Raw genomic sequence first — 17,799 nt, forward strand, 5'->3', positions numbered from 1 at the left:
TCTCATAAATTGGGTGAAAACTGTGCAGAACCGGCAGTCGCACCATTCGGCTGAAATAGGGAATGCCTGGAAGGCACAACGACTGCCCATTTCGGTTCGTTACATCGATTTTGTTTAAAGGAAAACAACATGAAAATTAAAACACTGGCAATCGTTGCTATGTCAGCACTGTCCCTGACCTCCGCGGCGGCTCTGGCCGATACCACCACGGTGAACGGCGGTACAGTACATTTTAAAGGGGAAGTCGTTAACGCAGCCTGCGCCGTTGATGCCGGATCTGTCGATCAAACCGTTCGTCTGGGCCAGGTGCGTTCAGCAAAACTGGCGACGGCGGGGAGCACCAGTTCCGCAGTAGGCTTCAACATTCAGTTGGTTGATTGTGATACCAGCGTCGCCACCAAAGCGTCTGTTGCGTTCTCTGGCGCAGCGGTTGACGCCACCAACACCACCGTACTGGCGCTGCAAAACTCCGCCGCCGGTAGCGCAACCAACGTAGGCGTGCAGATCCTCGACAGCCAGGGCACCCCGCTGGCGCTGGACGGCGCAACCTTTAGCGCGGCGACAGCCCTGAATGACGGCCCGACCAACATCCCGTTCCAGGCGCGTTACTACGCGACAGGCGCTGCGACTGCCGGTATCGCAAACGCCGACGCAACCTTCAAAGTTCAGTACGAATAATCCCTCTGACAGGGACGCATTCAGGGCCAGGACGGCCCGTTATCCGCAACAGGACTGAGGTGATAACGATGCAATGGATGAAATCAGGTCTGCTGATCCTTCTGTTTCCCGTTTGCGCGCTGGCCGGGAACAAATGGAATGTGACGTTACCCGGCGGGAACTTACGTTTTCAGGGGGTCATTATCGCCGAATCCTGCCGCGTCGAGGCAGGCGACAGGCAGATGACGGTACAGATGGGACAAATCAGCAGTAATCGGTTTCATGCGCCAGGTGAAGATACGGACCCGGTGCCTTTTGATATTCATCTTCAGGATTGCAGCACTTCGGTAAGCCAACGTGTCGGCGTGGCGTTTCATGGCGTAGCCGATGGTAAAAATCCCGACGTGCTCTCCGTAGGTGAAGGACCCGGGATCGCGACCGGGATCGGCATCGCGTTATTCGATAAAGACGGCAGTCTGGTGCCGCTTAACAGTCCGCCGCTGAGCTGGACACGACTTTATTCCGGGCCAACGACGCTGCATTTCATCGCGAAGTATCGTTCAACCGGACGCCAGGTAACCGGGGGGGCCGCGAATGCCCAAGCCTGGTTCTCTTTGACCTACCAGTAATTAACCCGCAGAGAAACGGAATACAGGAAACGACGGTGAGTATAACAAGGGTAAACATGAACAAAACATGGGCTATGACGCGCGGCCTGCTGGCCGGGTTACTGCTGGTCGCCACCCTGGGCGTGTCTTCTCAGGCTGACGCAGGCGTGGCGCTGGGCGCGACCCGGGTGATCTATCCGGCGGGCCAGAAACAGGTTCAGCTCGCCGTCACCAACAATGACGACAGCAGCACGTATCTGATCCAGTCGTGGGTGGAAAACGCCGACGGCGCGAAGGACGGACGCTTTGTGGTCACGCCGCCGCTGTTTGCCATGCAGGGAAAGAAAGAGAACACCTTACGCATTCTTGACGCGACCAATAATCAGTTGCCGCAAGACCGGGAAAGCCTGTTCTGGATGAACGTAAAAGCGATTCCGTCGATGGACAAGTCGAAGCTCAGCGAGAATACCCTGCAACTGGCGATCATTAGCCGCATCAAGCTCTATTACCGTCCAGCCAAACTGGCGATGTCGCCGGATGAGGCGCCAGCAAAGCTGCGATTTCGCCGCGCGCCGGGCACGCTGACGCTGATTAACCCGACGCCTTATTACCTGACGGTCACCGAACTCAATGCCGGCACCAGGGTACTGGAAAACGCGCTGGTCCCGCCGATGGGCGAAGCCCAGGTGAAATTACCGGCCGATGCAGGTCGCGAGATTACTTACAAGACCATAAATGATTATGGCGCGCTGACGCCGCGTATGACAGGCGCAATGCAATAACGAACGGGGAAACCAGCGAGATCCCCTGAACAAAAAAAGAACTGACAGCCGGGCGATTTCGGACCGGAGGGACTATGTCATATCTGAAATTTGGACTCGAACGTTTGGGGTCCCGGCGTAGGCGGCATGACGCTCCGCGTTTGGCTGGCGCACAGGCGCTGCTCCCCTTTGCCCTTTTGCTTGCCTCGCACTCATTTTCCGCGCAAGCGGAGCTTTATTTTAACCCGCGTTTTCTGGCGGACGACCCTGCGGCCGTGGCGGATCTTTCCGGCTTCGAAAAGGGGCAGGAACTGCCGCCGGGCACGTATCGCGTGGATATTTACCTTAACAACGGGTATATGACCACCCGCGATGTCACCTTCAATGCCAGCGAAAATGGTCATGGGTTAGCGCCATGCCTGACGCGCGGCCAGCTTGTCAGTATGGGGTTGAACGCCGCAGCCGTCAGTGACATCAACACGCTGGCGGCTGACGCCTGCGTGCCGTTAACCGGGATGATTAAAGACGCCACTGCCCGTTTAGACGTGGGGCAACAGCGGCTGTACCTGACCATCCCTCAGGCCTTTATGGGAAGCCAGGCGCGTGGTTATATCCCGCCGGAAATGTGGGATAACGGCATCACCGCCGGGCTGCTGAACTACAACTTTACGGGTAATAATGTCGAAAACGATGTCGGCGGCAGCAGTCATTACGCGTATCTGAACTTGCAGAGCGGGCTGAATCTTGGCGCCTGGCGTTTGCGTGATAACACCACCTGGAGCTACAGCAGCGGCGGAAGTGCATCCAGTAATGAAAACAGGTGGCAGCACGTCAACACCTGGCTGGAGCGGGATATCACGCCTTTACGTTCACGACTGACGCTTGGCGACAGCTACACCAACGGCGATATTTTCGACGGGATTAACTTCCGTGGCGCGCAACTGGCCTCTGACGACAACATGCTGCCGGACAGCCAAAAAGGGTTTGCCCCGGTGATCCACGGTATTGCTCGCGGGACGGCGCAGGTATCCGTCAAACAAAACGGTTATGAGATCTACCACAGCACGGTGCCGCCGGGTCCGTTCACCATCAACGATCTCTACGCGGCTGGCAACGGCGGCGATCTGCAGGTCACGATCAAAGAAGCCGATGGCAGCAGCCAGAATTTCACCGTGCCCTATTCGTCGGTTCCGGTGCTGCAACGTGAAGGCCATACCCGTTTTGCCCTCACCGCCGGGGAATACCGTAGCGGTAACGATCAGCAGGAAGAACCTAAATTCTTTCAGAGCACCCTGCTGCACGGGCTTCCGGCTGGCTGGACGCTGTATGGCGGCACCCAACTGGCGGATCGCTATCGCGCCTTCAACCTCGGGGTCGGTAAAAACATGGGAGAGTTGGGCGCGCTGTCGGTTGACGTGACACAAGCCAATTCCACCCTGCCCGATGACAGTAAACATCAGGGTCAGTCGGTCCGTTTTCTCTATAACAAGTCGCTCACCGATGTCGGCACCAACATTCAGTTGGTGGGCTATCGCTATTCCACGCAGGGGTATTACAGCTTTGCCGACACCACCTACAAGCGGATGAGCGGCTATGACGTGCAGACCCAGGATGGCGTGATTCAGGTGAAGCCCACGTTCACCGATTACTACAACCTTGCCTATAACAAGCGCGGCAAGGTGCAGGTCAGTGTCACTCAACAGTTAGGCCGCACCGCCACGCTCTATCTGAGCGGCAGCCATCAGACTTACTGGGGCAACGACAGCGCCGACGAACAGTTTCAGGCCGGACTGAACGCCGCCATTAACGACATCAACTGGACACTGAGCTACAGCCTGACCAAAAACGCCTGGCAGGACGGACGCGATCAGATGCTGGCCATCAACGTCAACATCCCGTTCAGTCACTGGCTGCGATCCGACAGCAAATCCGTCTGGCGCCACGCCAGCGCCAGCTACAGCATGTCCGACGATCTTAACGGTCGGATGACCAACCTCGCAGGGCTGTACGGCACGCTACTGGAAGACAACAACCTGAGCTACAGCGTGCAGACCGGCTACGCGGGCGGCGGCGAGGGCAACAGCGGCGGCAGCGGCTATGCCGCGTTGAGCTATCGCGGCGGCTACGGCAACGCCAACGTCGGCTATAGCCGTAGCGACGGCATTAAACAGCTCTACTACGGCATGAGCGGCGGCGTGCTGGCGCATGCCAACGGCGTGACGTTCAGCCAGCCGCTAAATGACACGGTGGTGCTGGTGAAAGCGCCGGGCGCGGAAGGCGCGAAAGTGGAAAACCAGACGGGTGTCCGCACCGACTGGCGCGGTTATGCCGTTCTGCCGTACGCCACGGAATACCGGGAAAACCGCGTCGCGCTGGACACCAACACCCTTGCGGACAATGTCGATCTTGACGACGCGGTGGTCAGCGTCGTGCCGACACACGGTGCGATTGTCCGTGCGGAATTTAAAGCCCATGTCGGGATGAAGCTACTGATGACGTTGATCCACAACGGCAAACCGGTTCCCTTTGGCGCAATGGTGACATCGGAAAGCAACCAGAGCGGCAGCATCGTTGCCGATAACGGCCAGGTTTATCTGAGCGGAATGCCGCTTGCGGGGCGCGTGCGGGTGAAATGGGGCGACGGCGCGAACGCCAGTTGTGTGGCGGACTACCGTCTCCCCGCCGAAAGCCAGCAACAGTTGCTCAGCCAGCTCACGGCGGTATGCCGTTAAGGACATGAAGATGAAAAAACGCTTTTACCTGCTGGTCGCGGTGCTTTCGCTGGTCGCCGCGAACACCCGGGCCGCTGACAGCACGATCACCATCAGCGGCTACGTCAGAGACAACGCCTGCGCCGTGGCGGGGGAATCAAAAGATTTCACCGTCGACCTGCTGGATAACGCCGCGAAGCAGTTCAGCAGCGTCGGCGCGACGACGCCGCTGGTGCCGTTTCGGATTGTACTGTCCCCCTGCGGCAGTTCAGTAACCGCGGTGAAGGTGGGCTTTGTCGGCGTCGCCGATAGCGACAACACCAGCCTGTTAAAGCTTGATAGCGGCGCGTCAGCGGCGGCGGGAATGGGCGTGCAGATCCTCAATGGCCGGCAGACGTCGCTGCCGCTCAACGCCGCTTCCTCCGCTATTCCGTGGACCACATTGACGCCCGGACAGCCTAACACGCTGAATTTTTACGCCCGTCTGATGGCGACACAGGTGCCGGTAACGCCGGGACACGTTAACGCGACAGCAACATTTACTCTCGAATTTCAGTAAGCGGAGGCTCTGATGAAATGGTTTCAATCCGGCTGGCTGTTAACGGTACTGCTGGCGGTCTCCCCAACGCCGCACGCCGCCGACGTGACCATCACGGTAAACGGCAAGGTGGTGGCGAAGCCCTGCACGGTCTCTACCGTCAATGCCACCGTCGATCTTGGCGATCTTTACACCTTCAGCCTGGTGTCTGCCGGATCGTCTTCAGCATGGCACAGCGTGGCGCTCGATCTCAGCAACTGTCCGGTTGGCACCTCGCGCGTGGTCGCCAGCTTCAGCGGTACGGCTGACAGCACCGGCTATTACAAAAACCAGGGCACCGCCAGCAATATCCAGCTCGAATTACAGGACGACAGCGGCAATACCCTGAACACCGGCGCAACAAAATCAGTACAGGTGGATGACGCCTCGCAGTCCGCCCGTTTTCCCCTGCAGGTTAGAGCGCTCTCGGTGAACGGCGGTGCGACCCAGGGGACGATTCAGGCGGTGATTAACGTGACTTATACCTATGCCTGAGCAGGAGAAAAAGTTGATGAAAAAAGTGTTCGCCCTACTTACCACCCTGCTGCTGTTGGGCTGGTCGCTCAACGCCTGGTCCTTCGCCTGTAAAACCGCCAACGGAACGACCATCCCCATTGGCGGCGGCAGTGCTAACGTCTATGTCAATCTCGCGCCTGCCGTCAACGTCGGGCAAAACCTGGTGGTGGATCTTTCAACGCAGATTTTTTGTCATAACGACTACCCGGAAAGCATGACCGACTATGTGACCCTTCAGCAGGGTTCCGCCTACGGCGGCGTTTTGTCGAGCTTTTCCGGTACCGTCAAATATAATGGCACCAGCTATCCGTTCCCGACCACCAGCGAAACCGCGCGGATCATCTACAATTCGAAAACCGATCAGCCGTGGCCGACCATTCTCTACCTGACGCCCATCAGTTCCGCTGGCGGGGTGGCGATCAGCGCGGGTACGCTTATCGCAAAGCTGATCCTTCGCCAGCGAAACGACAAAAACAGCGACGACTTTCAGTTTGTCTGGAACATCTACGCCAACAACAACGTGGTGGTGCCCACCGGCGGCTGCGACGTTTCGGCCCGCAACGTGACGGTGACGCTACCCGACTACCCCGGCTCTGTAGCAATCCCGCTAACGGTCTACTGCGCGCAAAGCCAGAATCTGGCGTATTACCTTTCCGGCGCCACCGCGGATGCCGCAAACTCGATCTTCACCAATACCGCCTCGGCCACGCCGGCGAAAGGAGTAGGCGTTCAGCTTACCCGCAACGGCAGCATCGTGCCCGCCAACAGTACGGTCTCTTTAGGTACGGTAAGCACCTCCGCCGTCAGTCTCGGTCTCACCGCCAACTACGCACGCACCAGCGGACAGGTCACGGCAGGCAACGTACAGTCAATCATTGGGGTGACGTTTGTTTATCAGTAACGCAGGCGGGTTACGACAGGATTATGTTCTGTCGCCCTGCGCGTTCGCTGCCGAGGGAGTGGCGAGAATGATGACGCCAGAGCGCGGGCATCTGACGCGTCTGCATCCGCAAACATTGGTGATGACGCCGCTGCCGGCGCTGGCGTCGGCACGCCGGATAGTGGTGTTTTTACCGGAGGATCCTCTCTGGCTGCTCACAACGCTGCAACAGGCGGCCCTTCTGCTGGATCAGGCCGCCACGCCGTTGCCGATGCTGATCCTCAGCCGCTGTCCGAATGGTTGGCTGTGGCACACGCTTCTTCATCTTGTCGCCGACCGCGCGTTGCTGTCCGAAGTGCGCGCCGCCTCGTCCGACCTGCCCGCCCGCTGTATTGCGGCGCTGCTTCGCGGTCACGCTTTACAGGCGTATCCGCCCCTGCCGACGCTGGCGGAAAAGGAGGCGTTGATTCGCCATAAACCCGCCGCCGGCCTCAGCAAACCGGAACTGATCACCATTCTCGATTTACTGCACGGCGCCAACATTGCGGAACGGGCGCTGCACCGTGGCGTGAGCCAAAAAACCCTTTATAACCAGAGAACTTCAGGACTGAAAAAGATGGCGGAACATCACCCGCAGCTGGCGGCGAATTTTCCCGGTCACCCGGTGACCGCGCAGAATAAAATAGACGGCGAAGATCTCTCTGCTTTTGAGCGTGAGTTTGTGCATGCAATCCACTGCCGGGATCTTTTTCCGGTTTTCCAGCCCATCGTGGATGACGAACAGCGGCTACAGGGTATGGAGATCCTCTCGCGCTGGCGGCGCGACGGGACGATTCTCCAGCCCGGCGCATTTTTGCCAGAGATACAGGCCGACTATGCCTGGCTGGTGCTCACCGCCTTTGTTCTGCAGGAGGCCGTGCAGAAGATCAATCGCTATCCAGGCTCGTTTTATTTCTCCATTAACATACCGCGAGCGATTGCCGGTCACATCCATCTTCCCCGCATGCTGGAAACCGCACGTCAACAGTTGCGCCAGCCCCGACATGTCGACAGGCTGGTACTGGAATTTGCTGAAACCATCGATTTCCGGTTACAGGCTCACGCCGCCGCCAACATTGCAGAATTACAGCGGCTCGGTTTTCGTATTGCGCTGGACGACTGTTATTCGCAGGGTAGCGTGTTTTTTCCGGTCAGACAGATCCGCTTTAACGAATACAAGCTGGATATGAGCATTGTTAACGAGATGCAGCACGATCCCCACGCGCTGGCGCTGATTAAAAGTCTGCATTATTACTGCAAGCTGACCGGCAGCCGCTGCGTTGCCGAAGGCGTGGACAGCGACGAAAAGTTCAGGATGCTGAAGGCGCTGGGTATCGATCGTTTTCAGGGCTACCTTATTTCCCCGCCGGTGAACGGAATGGAACTGGAGGCGTTGATGCTGCGAGAGCGCGAGGAACGGGACGAGTGTGAAGATAAAGCCGACGCATAAGGCGTCGGCCCATTGCGGCCTCATCCGTGGCGAACCTTGCGCGTGAGATAATCACGACCCGCAATGAAAATTCCTGGAGTGATGCCGATTCTCTTGTCCCGGCGCGGTGATGCGATAAAATCCCCCTCTTTGCCTCAGGAGTTGTTGCGTGAAACCGGAAAAGCGAGAACGTAGAATTTCCATCATGCCGCTCGGCAATCCTTTCCCTCCCCGTCACTGTTCCCTCTGTCCTAAAGGCACCGCGATTGACCGTAACAATGAACGAGGGTTGATCGACAAAAGAAGACGATTTGCGCCAGGCGATATCATCGCCTCACAGGGAAAACCGGCAGCGTCGCTGTTTGTTATTCATGAGGGGTACTGCACCGCTCAGGTAGAAATGAATAACAAGGCGGTGGTCAGTCGTTTCTTTCTGCCAGGCGACATCATGGCGCTCGATGCGATAAACGATGGGCGCTATCTTTCGACACTTAAAGCCGCCACGGCTGCCGAGATTTGTCATATCAATCTTTCCCGCTTACTTGAAACCGCCGCTAACGACCCTACGGTTGCGGCGTCGGTGATTAAATTTCTCAGCCATGACAGCGGCTTTATGGTGGAAAAGCTTCAGCGCTACGCCAATAAACATGCCGACGCGAAACTTGCCGCCTTTCTGGTGGAATTCTATGAAATGCATTTGCGAATTGGCCGTCCGGAAACGACGCTGCGTCTGCCTTATTCCCGGGAAGATATCGCCAGTTATCTGGAACTTAAAATAGAAACAGTGAGTCGGTCATTAAAAGCGCTTGAACACCTTGGACTCATTAGTCTGCATCGCGTCCGAACGGTCACGCTACATAGTTATCTGGGGTTAAAGAGTCTGCTTTAAAGGATTCCCGTCCGTCACGACACGGAGTGTCATTTTCTGCCCACCTCAAACTGTTTCTGACGTTTATAAATCTCTTGATCAGTAACAGCCTGCGACATAAAAACACGCGCAAATATCGGAATATTCTCCAGATCTCCCGAAAAACATAAGAATTTTCCGATCTTAAATAAAATTTATCATATTTTTAACAAAAAATAAGCATTTAAAAACGTTTGCGTTATAAATCTGTATCATTATGTTTTATAAGAAATTTCCTGGTCGTTGCGCTCACTGACTTTTTGATTTTAATCAAAAAGTCAAAACAGGCCAAAAATCTATTTCAGTGTTATTTTTAGAGAAAAAACCTAATACAAACTTCTCTGCCAAACAAAGATACTACACAAAACCCTTTATCGCCGTTATTGAATGGAAAATTCCTGGCTTTTTTATTATTCATAAAATTTATCGACTGTTGAGTACACATATATTTCAAAAGATAATTTTTATCGCGGCAATTGTTGTTCGCAAATAAAGGATCTGCTGGCTTCCATTTTATAAACAGACGCCCGCAGAGAATAAGTTCTTAGGAGAAGACAAAAATGAAAAAAATATTACTGGTTGCCTCTCTGGCTTCTGTTTTTGCGGCAGCAAATGCGACGGCTGATGTAACGGCCTCTGCGACCGCCTCATGGGATGCTACGGCAACGAAAGATACCAAAAGTATGCTGGTCGTTACCCCGCTTAATTCCCTGACCTTTCAGTACGCCGAAGGGTTAAATGCGTTTAATTCCCAGGACGGCGCGTTTGATATTACCATTCAGGGTCAGGACACCGCGACTGACTTTGAACTGACTGCTCAGGTTATTAGCAATACGCTGACCAACGCCAGCGGCGATGCGTCAACGCTTGACGTAGGCGTTGCGTGGAATGGCACCGCGCTTTCCAGCGCCAGCGAAACCGTTCTGGTCAATAAATCTAAAACCTCTGGCCTGGAAAACCTGCTGGCGGAAGGCGCATACAATGGCACTGAGCGCGTCAGCGACCAGTCTAATTTCAAATTTACCATTGCTTCCGCAACGGTCGACGGCACCACCCCGGTAACCGACTATTCCACTCTGCCGGACGGCTACTGGAGCGGTGATGTGAAAGTTCAGTTCAACGCAACCTGGACGACGCCGACCACGACGCCTTAATCGTGATGATAACGAATTCGGGAGAGTACTCTCCCGAATTTTTCAGGGACAATTATCATGAAGAAATATTTTACCGCCGCTATTTTCACAGGTGTTTTCGCACCCTTTTCAGGTTGGGCAATTAACGTCGGTGATATCACGTCGATAATGACGTCCACGGAGAGTTCATTATCGAAAGAGATCACCAATACGACGGATTCCGCCCGCTTTGTTAGCGTCTCGGTAAAACAATTGTCATCGCCCCTTGCGGATGGCGTCGAGATTAAACCAGCGAATAACGGCGAACTGCTGTCCACACCCGCGAATCTTATCCTCCCTGGACAGGCGACGGATGTGTTCCGTTTTTTCTATAAAGGTCCGGAGGACGACACCGAACGCTATTATCGTCTGCAATGGGTTGACGAGCCGGTCAGTGAAAATGCTGAAACCAAAGCCAATAAAATGGCGGTAGCTACCGCTTCCGCGCAGATTGGCACCATTCTGGTCGTCGCGCCGCGTAAAGAAAATTTTAATTACAGCCGCAGCGGTGACGTTATTAGCAATACCGGCAATGTCTCCTTTCGGGTCATCGCGTATGGCGCCTGTAAAGACAAGGCACGCGAGAATGGCAAAGGTTGCCGCGAGCGTTATTACGTCATGCCGGGAACAAAAATAAAACTGCAATATACCGACGTAAACCATTCACGTTCACATATTGGGATCTGGCACGGTAAGCGATTTATAACGGTCAAATAATACACCGTAATCGGATTAATACGGATAAAGACTCTACACCGGAATGTAAGGAAGCGAATGACAATGAAATATTTTGTCAGGGGAAGCGTTACCCTTTTAATAGTGCTGACACCGATTATCGTTTATTCAGCGCCGACGAAAGTGGGTAAGTATATTATCCCAGGCGCTTTCTCGCGTTCTCTGGAACAGGGAATGACCGTTCCGGTTTATATTCGTTACAATGAGACTGACGAAAAAAGCCAGCAGAAAATTGCCGATGCGATCATCTCGCTCACGGATGGCAGCATTACCGTGAAATCAATTGCCATTGCGGAATTACCCGACAACGCCGTGTTATCAAGAAAAACCCGCATCATGGTGGAAGGCCTTCGCGATGTGAAATTTCGCGATAACACCGTTATCGATCTGTCGGCTGATGCACGCCTGAAGCTGAATATCGCCTCCTTTCATCTGGAAATGATTGTCAGTAAGGATGCGCTGACGGAGGCCATCGTTGCCCGAAGCAGTCTGCTTGGCCCCTCCAGCGTCGAGACGCTTTCCAACGTGCTGAACTACAACGTCGGGACGTATTACAACGATTATCGAACCGGCAACAGCTCGCGAAGCTATCTTACTATTGATAATACGGCCTCATTACGTGAGCACCATTTAAATATTAATGGTTCGTTCTATGGGATTGGCGACAGCAATAACACCAGCAAACTGTACCGTGCGATGTACGAACGCGACTACCAGGGCTATCGGCTGGCATTGGGTATGCTTGATACATGGAACGTGCAGTCGGTAGCCAGCCTGAACGCGCTAAATGGCGGTAAAATTTACGGCGTTAGCTACGGCAATAAAGGGAGTACGGTTATTGAGAAAAACTCCCTCTCCTTAACCCCAATTACCGTATTTTTGCCCGCGGCAGGTGAAGTCCACGTATTAAGAGAAGGGCGACTGCTGAGCGTACAGAACTTTAATATGGGCAGCTATGAAATCGACACCAGCCGTTTTCCGTACGGCGTATATGACGTCACGGTCGAGGTGGTGGTGAATGGCCGAACGGTAAACAGCCGCGTCAGCCGGGTGAATAAAATCTTCGCCCGACAGCAAACCGCCGGAATACAGGGGTTGAACTGGCAGCTCTTCGGCGGCTCGCTGGATTACGATCGCGTGAGTTATAAACGCAATCACTACCGGGATGAAGGGAGTGAGCAAACCTGGATCGCAGGCGGCGCCGCATCAATGACGCTGGCCATTTTGTCTGGCTTAAATCTGAAAACGACCGTTTACGGTTTTGGCAACAACGCGGTCAACGAAACCGATGTGACGCTCAATGTGAATGAGTACGTTAGCCTCGGCAATCAGACGCTTGTCGCTAACGATTCTTCCTGGCGAAACGTCAGTAATATCAATGTGACGATCCCCGGTGGCTACGGGTCGCTGTGGGCGTCACGCGAGGACAGTAAAATTGGCGACCAGCTACCGGTCCAGGAGCGCGATAACTATTCTGTCGGCGGGACGCTTAATCTCGGAAAATTTATTCCCCACGGCGGTTCGTTAACGCTAAGCCAGACGGAAAATCGCTATTCTGGCAACAAGTACCGGAACCTGGATTACAGCACCACCCTGTATTCTGGCCGATACGCCACGGTAGGGCTCCGCGCCGGGATCCAGCGTTATTACTACAACAATAGAAATGATGATGGTCGGCAGGAACGCTACGTCAGCCTGGATTTTTCATTACCTCTGGCTTCCTGGTTAAGTATGGGCGTTTCGCGGGACCGCTACGGCAGCACCCAGGGGAACCTCAGCGCGCGCAAACAGTTTACTGAAGGCGCCATCCGGTCAGTTGGGCTGTCTGCTTCGACGCGCCTGAGCGGCGAACAACATTACGATAATAATTATTCGCTTAACGGTAATATGAGTTACGCCACGAAATACAATTCCGGAATGCTGTCCGTTACGCGCGCGGCGGATAATTCGACGAATATGAACTTTTCGTCACAGGGGTCGGTGGCATGGAGCGGGAAAAACGTGGCGCTGAGCCAGGAACGCCAGCGCGCAGGGATCATCGTCAACACCGATTTGGCTGGCGAAGGGCAACTGGCGGCCAAAATTAACAATCGTCATTATCTCCTGAGCGGTAAGTCAAACTTCATCGCCCTGCCGCCCTATGCGCAGTACAGAATGGAAATACTCAATGACAGAAATTCAGAAGACAGCTTCGATATTGTTTCCGGGCGTACCCAGGAATTGACGCTTTATCCGGGCAACGTCGGCGTGATCAATCCGGAAATAAAAAGCATGGTTACAGTATTTGGCCGCATCCGCTACCCGGACGGCCAACTGGCGACGAATACCGATATTCATAACCATATCGGCAAAACGCGCACCGACGCAAAAGGTGAATTCGCCATTGATATCGATAAAAAATATCCAGTAATCACTCTTGTTTCGGCGAATGGCAGCCTGTGTGAAGCCGATCTCGATCTGGACAAAGCGCGCGGCGCGGCATGGGTAGGCGACGTGAAATGTACGGCGCAAACCTCAATGGCACAACGGTGAGGCTAAATTGATGAACAAAACACTCCACCTTATTCTTGGCTGCGCGCTGGCGTCAGTATCCCCTTCTCTCTGGGCATTAACAGCATCAACGCAGGCTGCGGTGAGCAGCAATATTTTATTTATCGAAAACAATATTGATAACGAATATTTTATAACGCCATCTTCGCTGGATCCGCGCATAAGTGGTTCAAACACCTGGGTGAAATACGGTGACAACCAGGTCAGTCTTGGCTATATGGGTATCGTGGGTTGGGTCAGCAGTACCAGCTATTACCGGGATATGTGGATTGACGATTCGCCGGTGAGTGAACCCTTTAACGGCATTCGCTGCACAACGGGCGCGAATTGCCCTTCTTCTGGTTATATTGCGGCTGATTTAACGGATCAATATGGCTTTTACCATACGAAAGCGACCGGGGCGGGCATCGCTGGCGGATACTATGGTTTTGCTTCATTTACTGACTCGGCATTTGACTATTTTCGCTCAATGACTGTCGGCGCGTCGGAAACGCTGAAACTGAATTTTTGTCGCACCACGGTGGATTATGACTATGCCGCCGGTGCGCGTTGTAAAGACCAAACCAGCGGTAACTGGTATATCCGGCCTTATACCATTAATAAAATAGGTCATTTATCGCTCGAGTCGACAAACGCGTTTCAGGAATTGTGGATTGCCAGTGATGGCACGCCGAGTATTACGAAGGACTCCGGCTATTGTGAACTGGGTGTGGTGAGCAGTGTCGATGGCGTAATTTGTAAGATGGTGAGCTATGATCTCCAGCAAACATCGAACCTCACAGCGTCGCTGACGTTCAGAGCCTATATCGACTCGGCGATGCTGGGCTTTACCCCTGCGGCATCAGCGGTCAAGTATTCAGGTAACGGTTCAAACTGGTATAACTACAGTGCAACCACCGCCTATTACAATGTGCTGACGACCTCCGGAGACTATATCTATATTTTTCTGTCGAAAACGTTTTTGAAAAGCCTTGTCGACTCAGGGTTAAGCATAACCAATAGCCAACCCTTCACGTTTGGCTTTTACAATAGCTTAACGCCGGAGTCTGGCTATTACCAGTTTACGCCTTCGTTACAGCTCAATATCGTACCGAAAGAATATGGCATCAGCATTACCTCCACTGATAACACGACATCGGCACAGGGCAGCGGCACGATTGGAGATGCAGATCCTATAGAAATGAATTACACCGTTACCGTTTCCGGGCCGCGGCAGGCCGATACCATTACCGCGCAGGTTATCGGCGACAGCACCACGGTCAATGGCGTACCGTATTGCCTGTTTCAGTCGGCGCAGGACGGGCTTTCTGTTCCTGTTCCCGCCTACCTGCAATACAACAGTGAGTCGGGCGGGATAATACAAAAGCGTAACAGCTGTAACGAAGCGCCGATTTCGATGGCCGACGCACAGTGGCAACAAACACCATGGGATGTGAATAATACTGATGACGGCAGTTTTTTTACCACCGGTCTGACACTGTTATTTCCCATGAATGATTCACGTTCAATGCTTACCGTTGCCGGGGCGGACTGGGAAGGAGTGGTCAGCGCAACCGGTGAAATTAAAGTCACGGCAAACTGGCTGGGCGTAACGCCATGAAACTCGCTCAAACAGGGAAACGAGGTCTGTGGCTGGCAATCATGCTGATGGTCTTTCCGGTCCATGCTGTTTATCTTGAGTCGACTATTTATGAAATGCCTGCCGATAAGTCCTTTATCAGCAAGCGGATCTACAACGATAGTGATAAACAAAACGTTTACAGCATTAGCGCGGTGAAAATCGACAAGCCGGGGCCCGGGGGCGAAAAGCGAAGCCCAATTGCCGATGGCGAACTGCTTTTTACGCCGTTAAATTTCTCACTGGCGCCCGAGTCTGGTGAGTTCTTCAAGATCTTTTATCGTGGGCCTGCGGATGAAACGGAGCGCTATTACCGCATACTGTTTCGCGAACTCCCTGTTACCCTGTTAACCGATCGCGAACATGGCAAGAAGAGCGAAGCGATACCTGCGGTCGCAATTGATACGATCCTTGTCGTTCGGCCACGAAAAATTAACTTCCAGTATCACCTTGATGAACAGAGAGGGATACTGAGAAATACCGGTAACACGTTTTTTAAAATCATTCTTCATCAGGGTTGCCACTCGACGGATGATGAGGCTGAAATGCGCTATCTCCTGCCTGGAGAAACATTCAACAGCGCTCAGCTGAGAGCAAATAACAGAAAATTTATCGTCGCCTTAAACAGGTATCATCCTGTAGGTAAGGCTTGCCAGAGGACGCAGTAATAGCCCCCTTATTACGCGGCATCAGTATGAAAAATCTCATGGCAATTAACCTGAGTGTGTAAGGTCTATAACGGAATAATTCATTTTAAACAATGATTTTAATTCCCTTTAACAAACAAACTTTATAGATTTTTCTGAAGCTTCTTGAGTATTTTTAAGTCAATTGTATGGTCAACTGCACTTTTGGTAAAACTTTTAAAACACACTAAAACACAGGGGTTATATTTTTTATACTCAAGAGAAATTTATGTTTTGAGTTTTATATCTCATTTGTGCCTGTAATTTTCGTAACGCCCTGATTTTGTTGATAAGAGTCAGACTCTATCGCTGCTTTGTATTTATTAAAAAGAGAAAATGCGCGTTTTATCACTTTCTCCCGGAAGACGAGGTAGACGCTATACAATAAATTCACGCTGGTAATAGCTATGAATACTAAAAAAATTTTCCTGTTAAGTTATGACATCTGTCTTTTTTCTGGAATTAAGTCCTGGTTACCTAATTTAGTACTGGTTGATGTTCAGTCAGTAACCAATGAAAGACAGCAACACTTACCGCAATATCAGTCCTGTTTGTTGATCATCGACAACAGACTGCCTTTATTTTTCGTCAACAAGTGGATCCAACAAAACAGCAGCTTATTTAACCACATACACAGTATTGTCCTAAAGATGAGTAAGCATGACTGCTTTCATCGCGGTTATGAAAATGTCGACACTATAGATGCGAAACTGGGTGTGAATAGCGTGATAAACGCATTACATAAGAAGGCATTAGCGAGCCATGAATCCACCTTTAGTCTCGAAAATCTATCGGTTGCCCATTTCCGCTTAACGCATTTTGAAAAAGAAATGCTCAATGCCTCTTTTAGCCGAGGGGAATTGAATAATTTTTGCGTCGCGAATGCTGTGAGTCCGAAAGCGCTGTACCGGTATCGGGATAAAATTAACGCCCGACTGGGTTTTCGTTGTTTCAATGAGTCAGTTATCTTTTTATCCCGAAACGGCTTATTGAACGGCTTCACAGACTCGCCGGGCAACGCGCAATGTCTTGATTATGACGAACTGAACGCCAGCAGGCTGAGCATGGCTATTGTGGAGGAAGAGATCATCCCCTACTACCAGCCGATCGTTAATCAGAATGGCGATATGTGCGGTGTGGAAATCCTGGCTCGCTGGCCGCAGGGGCACCACTACGCTATTTCGCAAAAAGAGTTTATTCCTTTAGCGATCAACAGCGGTCTGATCTTCGAATTGACCAGCTATCTGATGGCGACCGTCGCCCGCGATCTGATCTCCGCAAAGAGAATCATCAAAAATGAGCTGCTTATCGCTTTTAATATTGGTCCTTCCGGCTTAAGCAACCCTGTTTTCTACTGGGAATGCCTCAATTTTCTGGAGCAAACCCAACATTTACCCATAAAGCTGATGATTGAGATCACTGAAGACCAGGCGTTGAATATTACCCCGGCCATTAAAGAACTCATCCGCTCTCTGCGAAACCGCGGCGTACTGTTCGCCCTCGACGACTTCGGCACCGGTTATGCTAATCTTTACTATCTGAACGAGCTGGAGCTGGACATTATCAAAATTGATAAAACATTTATCAATAATATTAAGGATGGCGAACAGCGGGTTCCGATGCTGGAGTCAATTATTCACCTTGCCAACATTCTGGGTTTACGCACGGTCGCTGAAGGGGTTGAGCATGAGTACCAACACCGCTGGCTGGTCAACAATCACATTCATTTTCTGCAAGGCTATTACTTCCTGCCGCCAGTGCCTTTTGCCGATTTTCTTCGCTATCAACGGCGTGAGGAAAGCCCATGGCAATACAACGTAAATCAGTGTGGATGCTGAGCTATCTCCGAAAGGAGATAGCCGCCTTTTCATGATGATATTAATGAAGCCCACCTCTTTTTCAGCCTATCCGCTGCGCGGGTCATCCTGGCGACGATTGTCATAAGGTGAGCTT

The 17,799-nt window shown here is 52.5% G+C and carries 15 protein-coding genes; all 15 read left to right on the forward strand.

The window, feature by feature from the left end; translation table 11 throughout:
- The first annotated feature begins 129 nt into the window (after positions 1–129).
- Positions 130–678 carry a type 1 fimbrial major subunit FimA gene (gene fimA / locus CSE01S_RS19490; RefSeq protein WP_042292073.1) on the forward strand — a complete coding sequence of 183 codons (549 nt, stop codon included), beginning with the start codon at positions 130–132 and terminating at the stop codon, positions 676–678.
- 68 nt (positions 679–746) lie between these two features.
- On the forward strand, positions 747–1,286 hold the full coding sequence (gene fimI / locus CSE01S_RS19495; RefSeq protein ID WP_042292076.1) for a type 1 fimbrial minor subunit FimI: 540 nt from the start codon (positions 747–749) through the stop codon (positions 1,284–1,286).
- Positions 1,287–1,342: 56 nt separating this feature from the next.
- Complete coding sequence (locus CSE01S_RS19500) at positions 1,343–2,047, forward strand: fimbria/pilus periplasmic chaperone (RefSeq protein ID WP_042292079.1); 705 nt, start codon at positions 1,343–1,345, stop codon at positions 2,045–2,047.
- 74 nt (positions 2,048–2,121) lie between these two features.
- Entirely contained in the window at positions 2,122–4,758 is a 2,637-nt protein-coding gene (locus CSE01S_RS19505) for a fimbrial biogenesis usher protein (RefSeq protein WP_042292081.1), read from the forward strand.
- A gap of 10 nt (positions 4,759–4,768) precedes the next feature.
- Entirely contained in the window at positions 4,769–5,296 is a 528-nt protein-coding gene (gene fimF / locus CSE01S_RS19510) for a type 1 fimbrial adaptor subunit FimF (RefSeq protein WP_042292082.1), read from the forward strand.
- 12 nt (positions 5,297–5,308) lie between these two features.
- Positions 5,309–5,809 carry a type 1 fimbrial minor subunit FimG gene (gene fimG / locus CSE01S_RS19515; protein WP_042292085.1) on the forward strand — a complete coding sequence of 167 codons (501 nt, stop codon included), beginning with the start codon at positions 5,309–5,311 and terminating at the stop codon, positions 5,807–5,809.
- A gap of 16 nt (positions 5,810–5,825) precedes the next feature.
- Complete coding sequence (locus CSE01S_RS19520; RefSeq protein WP_042292364.1) at positions 5,826–6,731, forward strand: fimbrial protein; 906 nt, start codon at positions 5,826–5,828, stop codon at positions 6,729–6,731.
- 67 nt (positions 6,732–6,798) lie between these two features.
- Positions 6,799–8,199, forward strand: a complete 1,401-nt coding sequence (locus CSE01S_RS19525; RefSeq protein WP_084589044.1) for an EAL domain-containing protein — start codon at positions 6,799–6,801, stop codon at positions 8,197–8,199.
- 148 nt (positions 8,200–8,347) lie between these two features.
- Positions 8,348–9,067, forward strand: a complete 720-nt coding sequence (locus tag CSE01S_RS19530; protein ID WP_042292087.1) for a Crp/Fnr family transcriptional regulator — start codon at positions 8,348–8,350, stop codon at positions 9,065–9,067.
- 578 nt (positions 9,068–9,645) lie between these two features.
- Positions 9,646–10,239: a common pilus major fimbrillin subunit EcpA gene (ecpA, locus tag CSE01S_RS19535; protein WP_042292089.1), complete on the forward strand. Its 594-nt coding sequence runs from the start codon at positions 9,646–9,648 to the stop codon at positions 10,237–10,239.
- A 57-nt stretch (positions 10,240–10,296) separates the two neighbouring features.
- Entirely contained in the window at positions 10,297–10,974 is a 678-nt protein-coding gene (locus CSE01S_RS19540; RefSeq protein WP_042292091.1) for an EcpB family pilus assembly chaperone, read from the forward strand.
- 57 nt (positions 10,975–11,031) lie between these two features.
- The gene (locus CSE01S_RS19545; RefSeq protein ID WP_042292093.1) at positions 11,032–13,524 is read left to right on the forward strand and encodes a TcfC E-set like domain-containing protein; all 2,493 of its coding nucleotides are present in this window, start codon (positions 11,032–11,034) and stop codon (positions 13,522–13,524) included.
- 10 nt (positions 13,525–13,534) lie between these two features.
- Positions 13,535–15,142: a fimbrial adhesin EcpD family protein gene (locus CSE01S_RS19550; RefSeq protein WP_042292095.1), complete on the forward strand. Its 1,608-nt coding sequence runs from the start codon at positions 13,535–13,537 to the stop codon at positions 15,140–15,142.
- Positions 15,143–15,183: 41 nt separating this feature from the next.
- Positions 15,184–15,828, forward strand: a complete 645-nt coding sequence (locus CSE01S_RS19555) for a fimbrial biogenesis chaperone (protein WP_220186090.1) — start codon at positions 15,184–15,186, stop codon at positions 15,826–15,828.
- Positions 15,829–16,253: 425 nt separating this feature from the next.
- Complete coding sequence (locus tag CSE01S_RS19560; protein ID WP_042292101.1) at positions 16,254–17,684, forward strand: EAL domain-containing protein; 1,431 nt, start codon at positions 16,254–16,256, stop codon at positions 17,682–17,684.
- The last annotated feature ends 115 nt before the right edge of the window (positions 17,685–17,799 follow it).

It is taken from the genome of Citrobacter sedlakii NBRC 105722 (assembly GCF_000759835.1).
Taxonomy (GTDB): Bacteria; Pseudomonadota; Gammaproteobacteria; order Enterobacterales; family Enterobacteriaceae; genus Citrobacter_A; species Citrobacter_A sedlakii.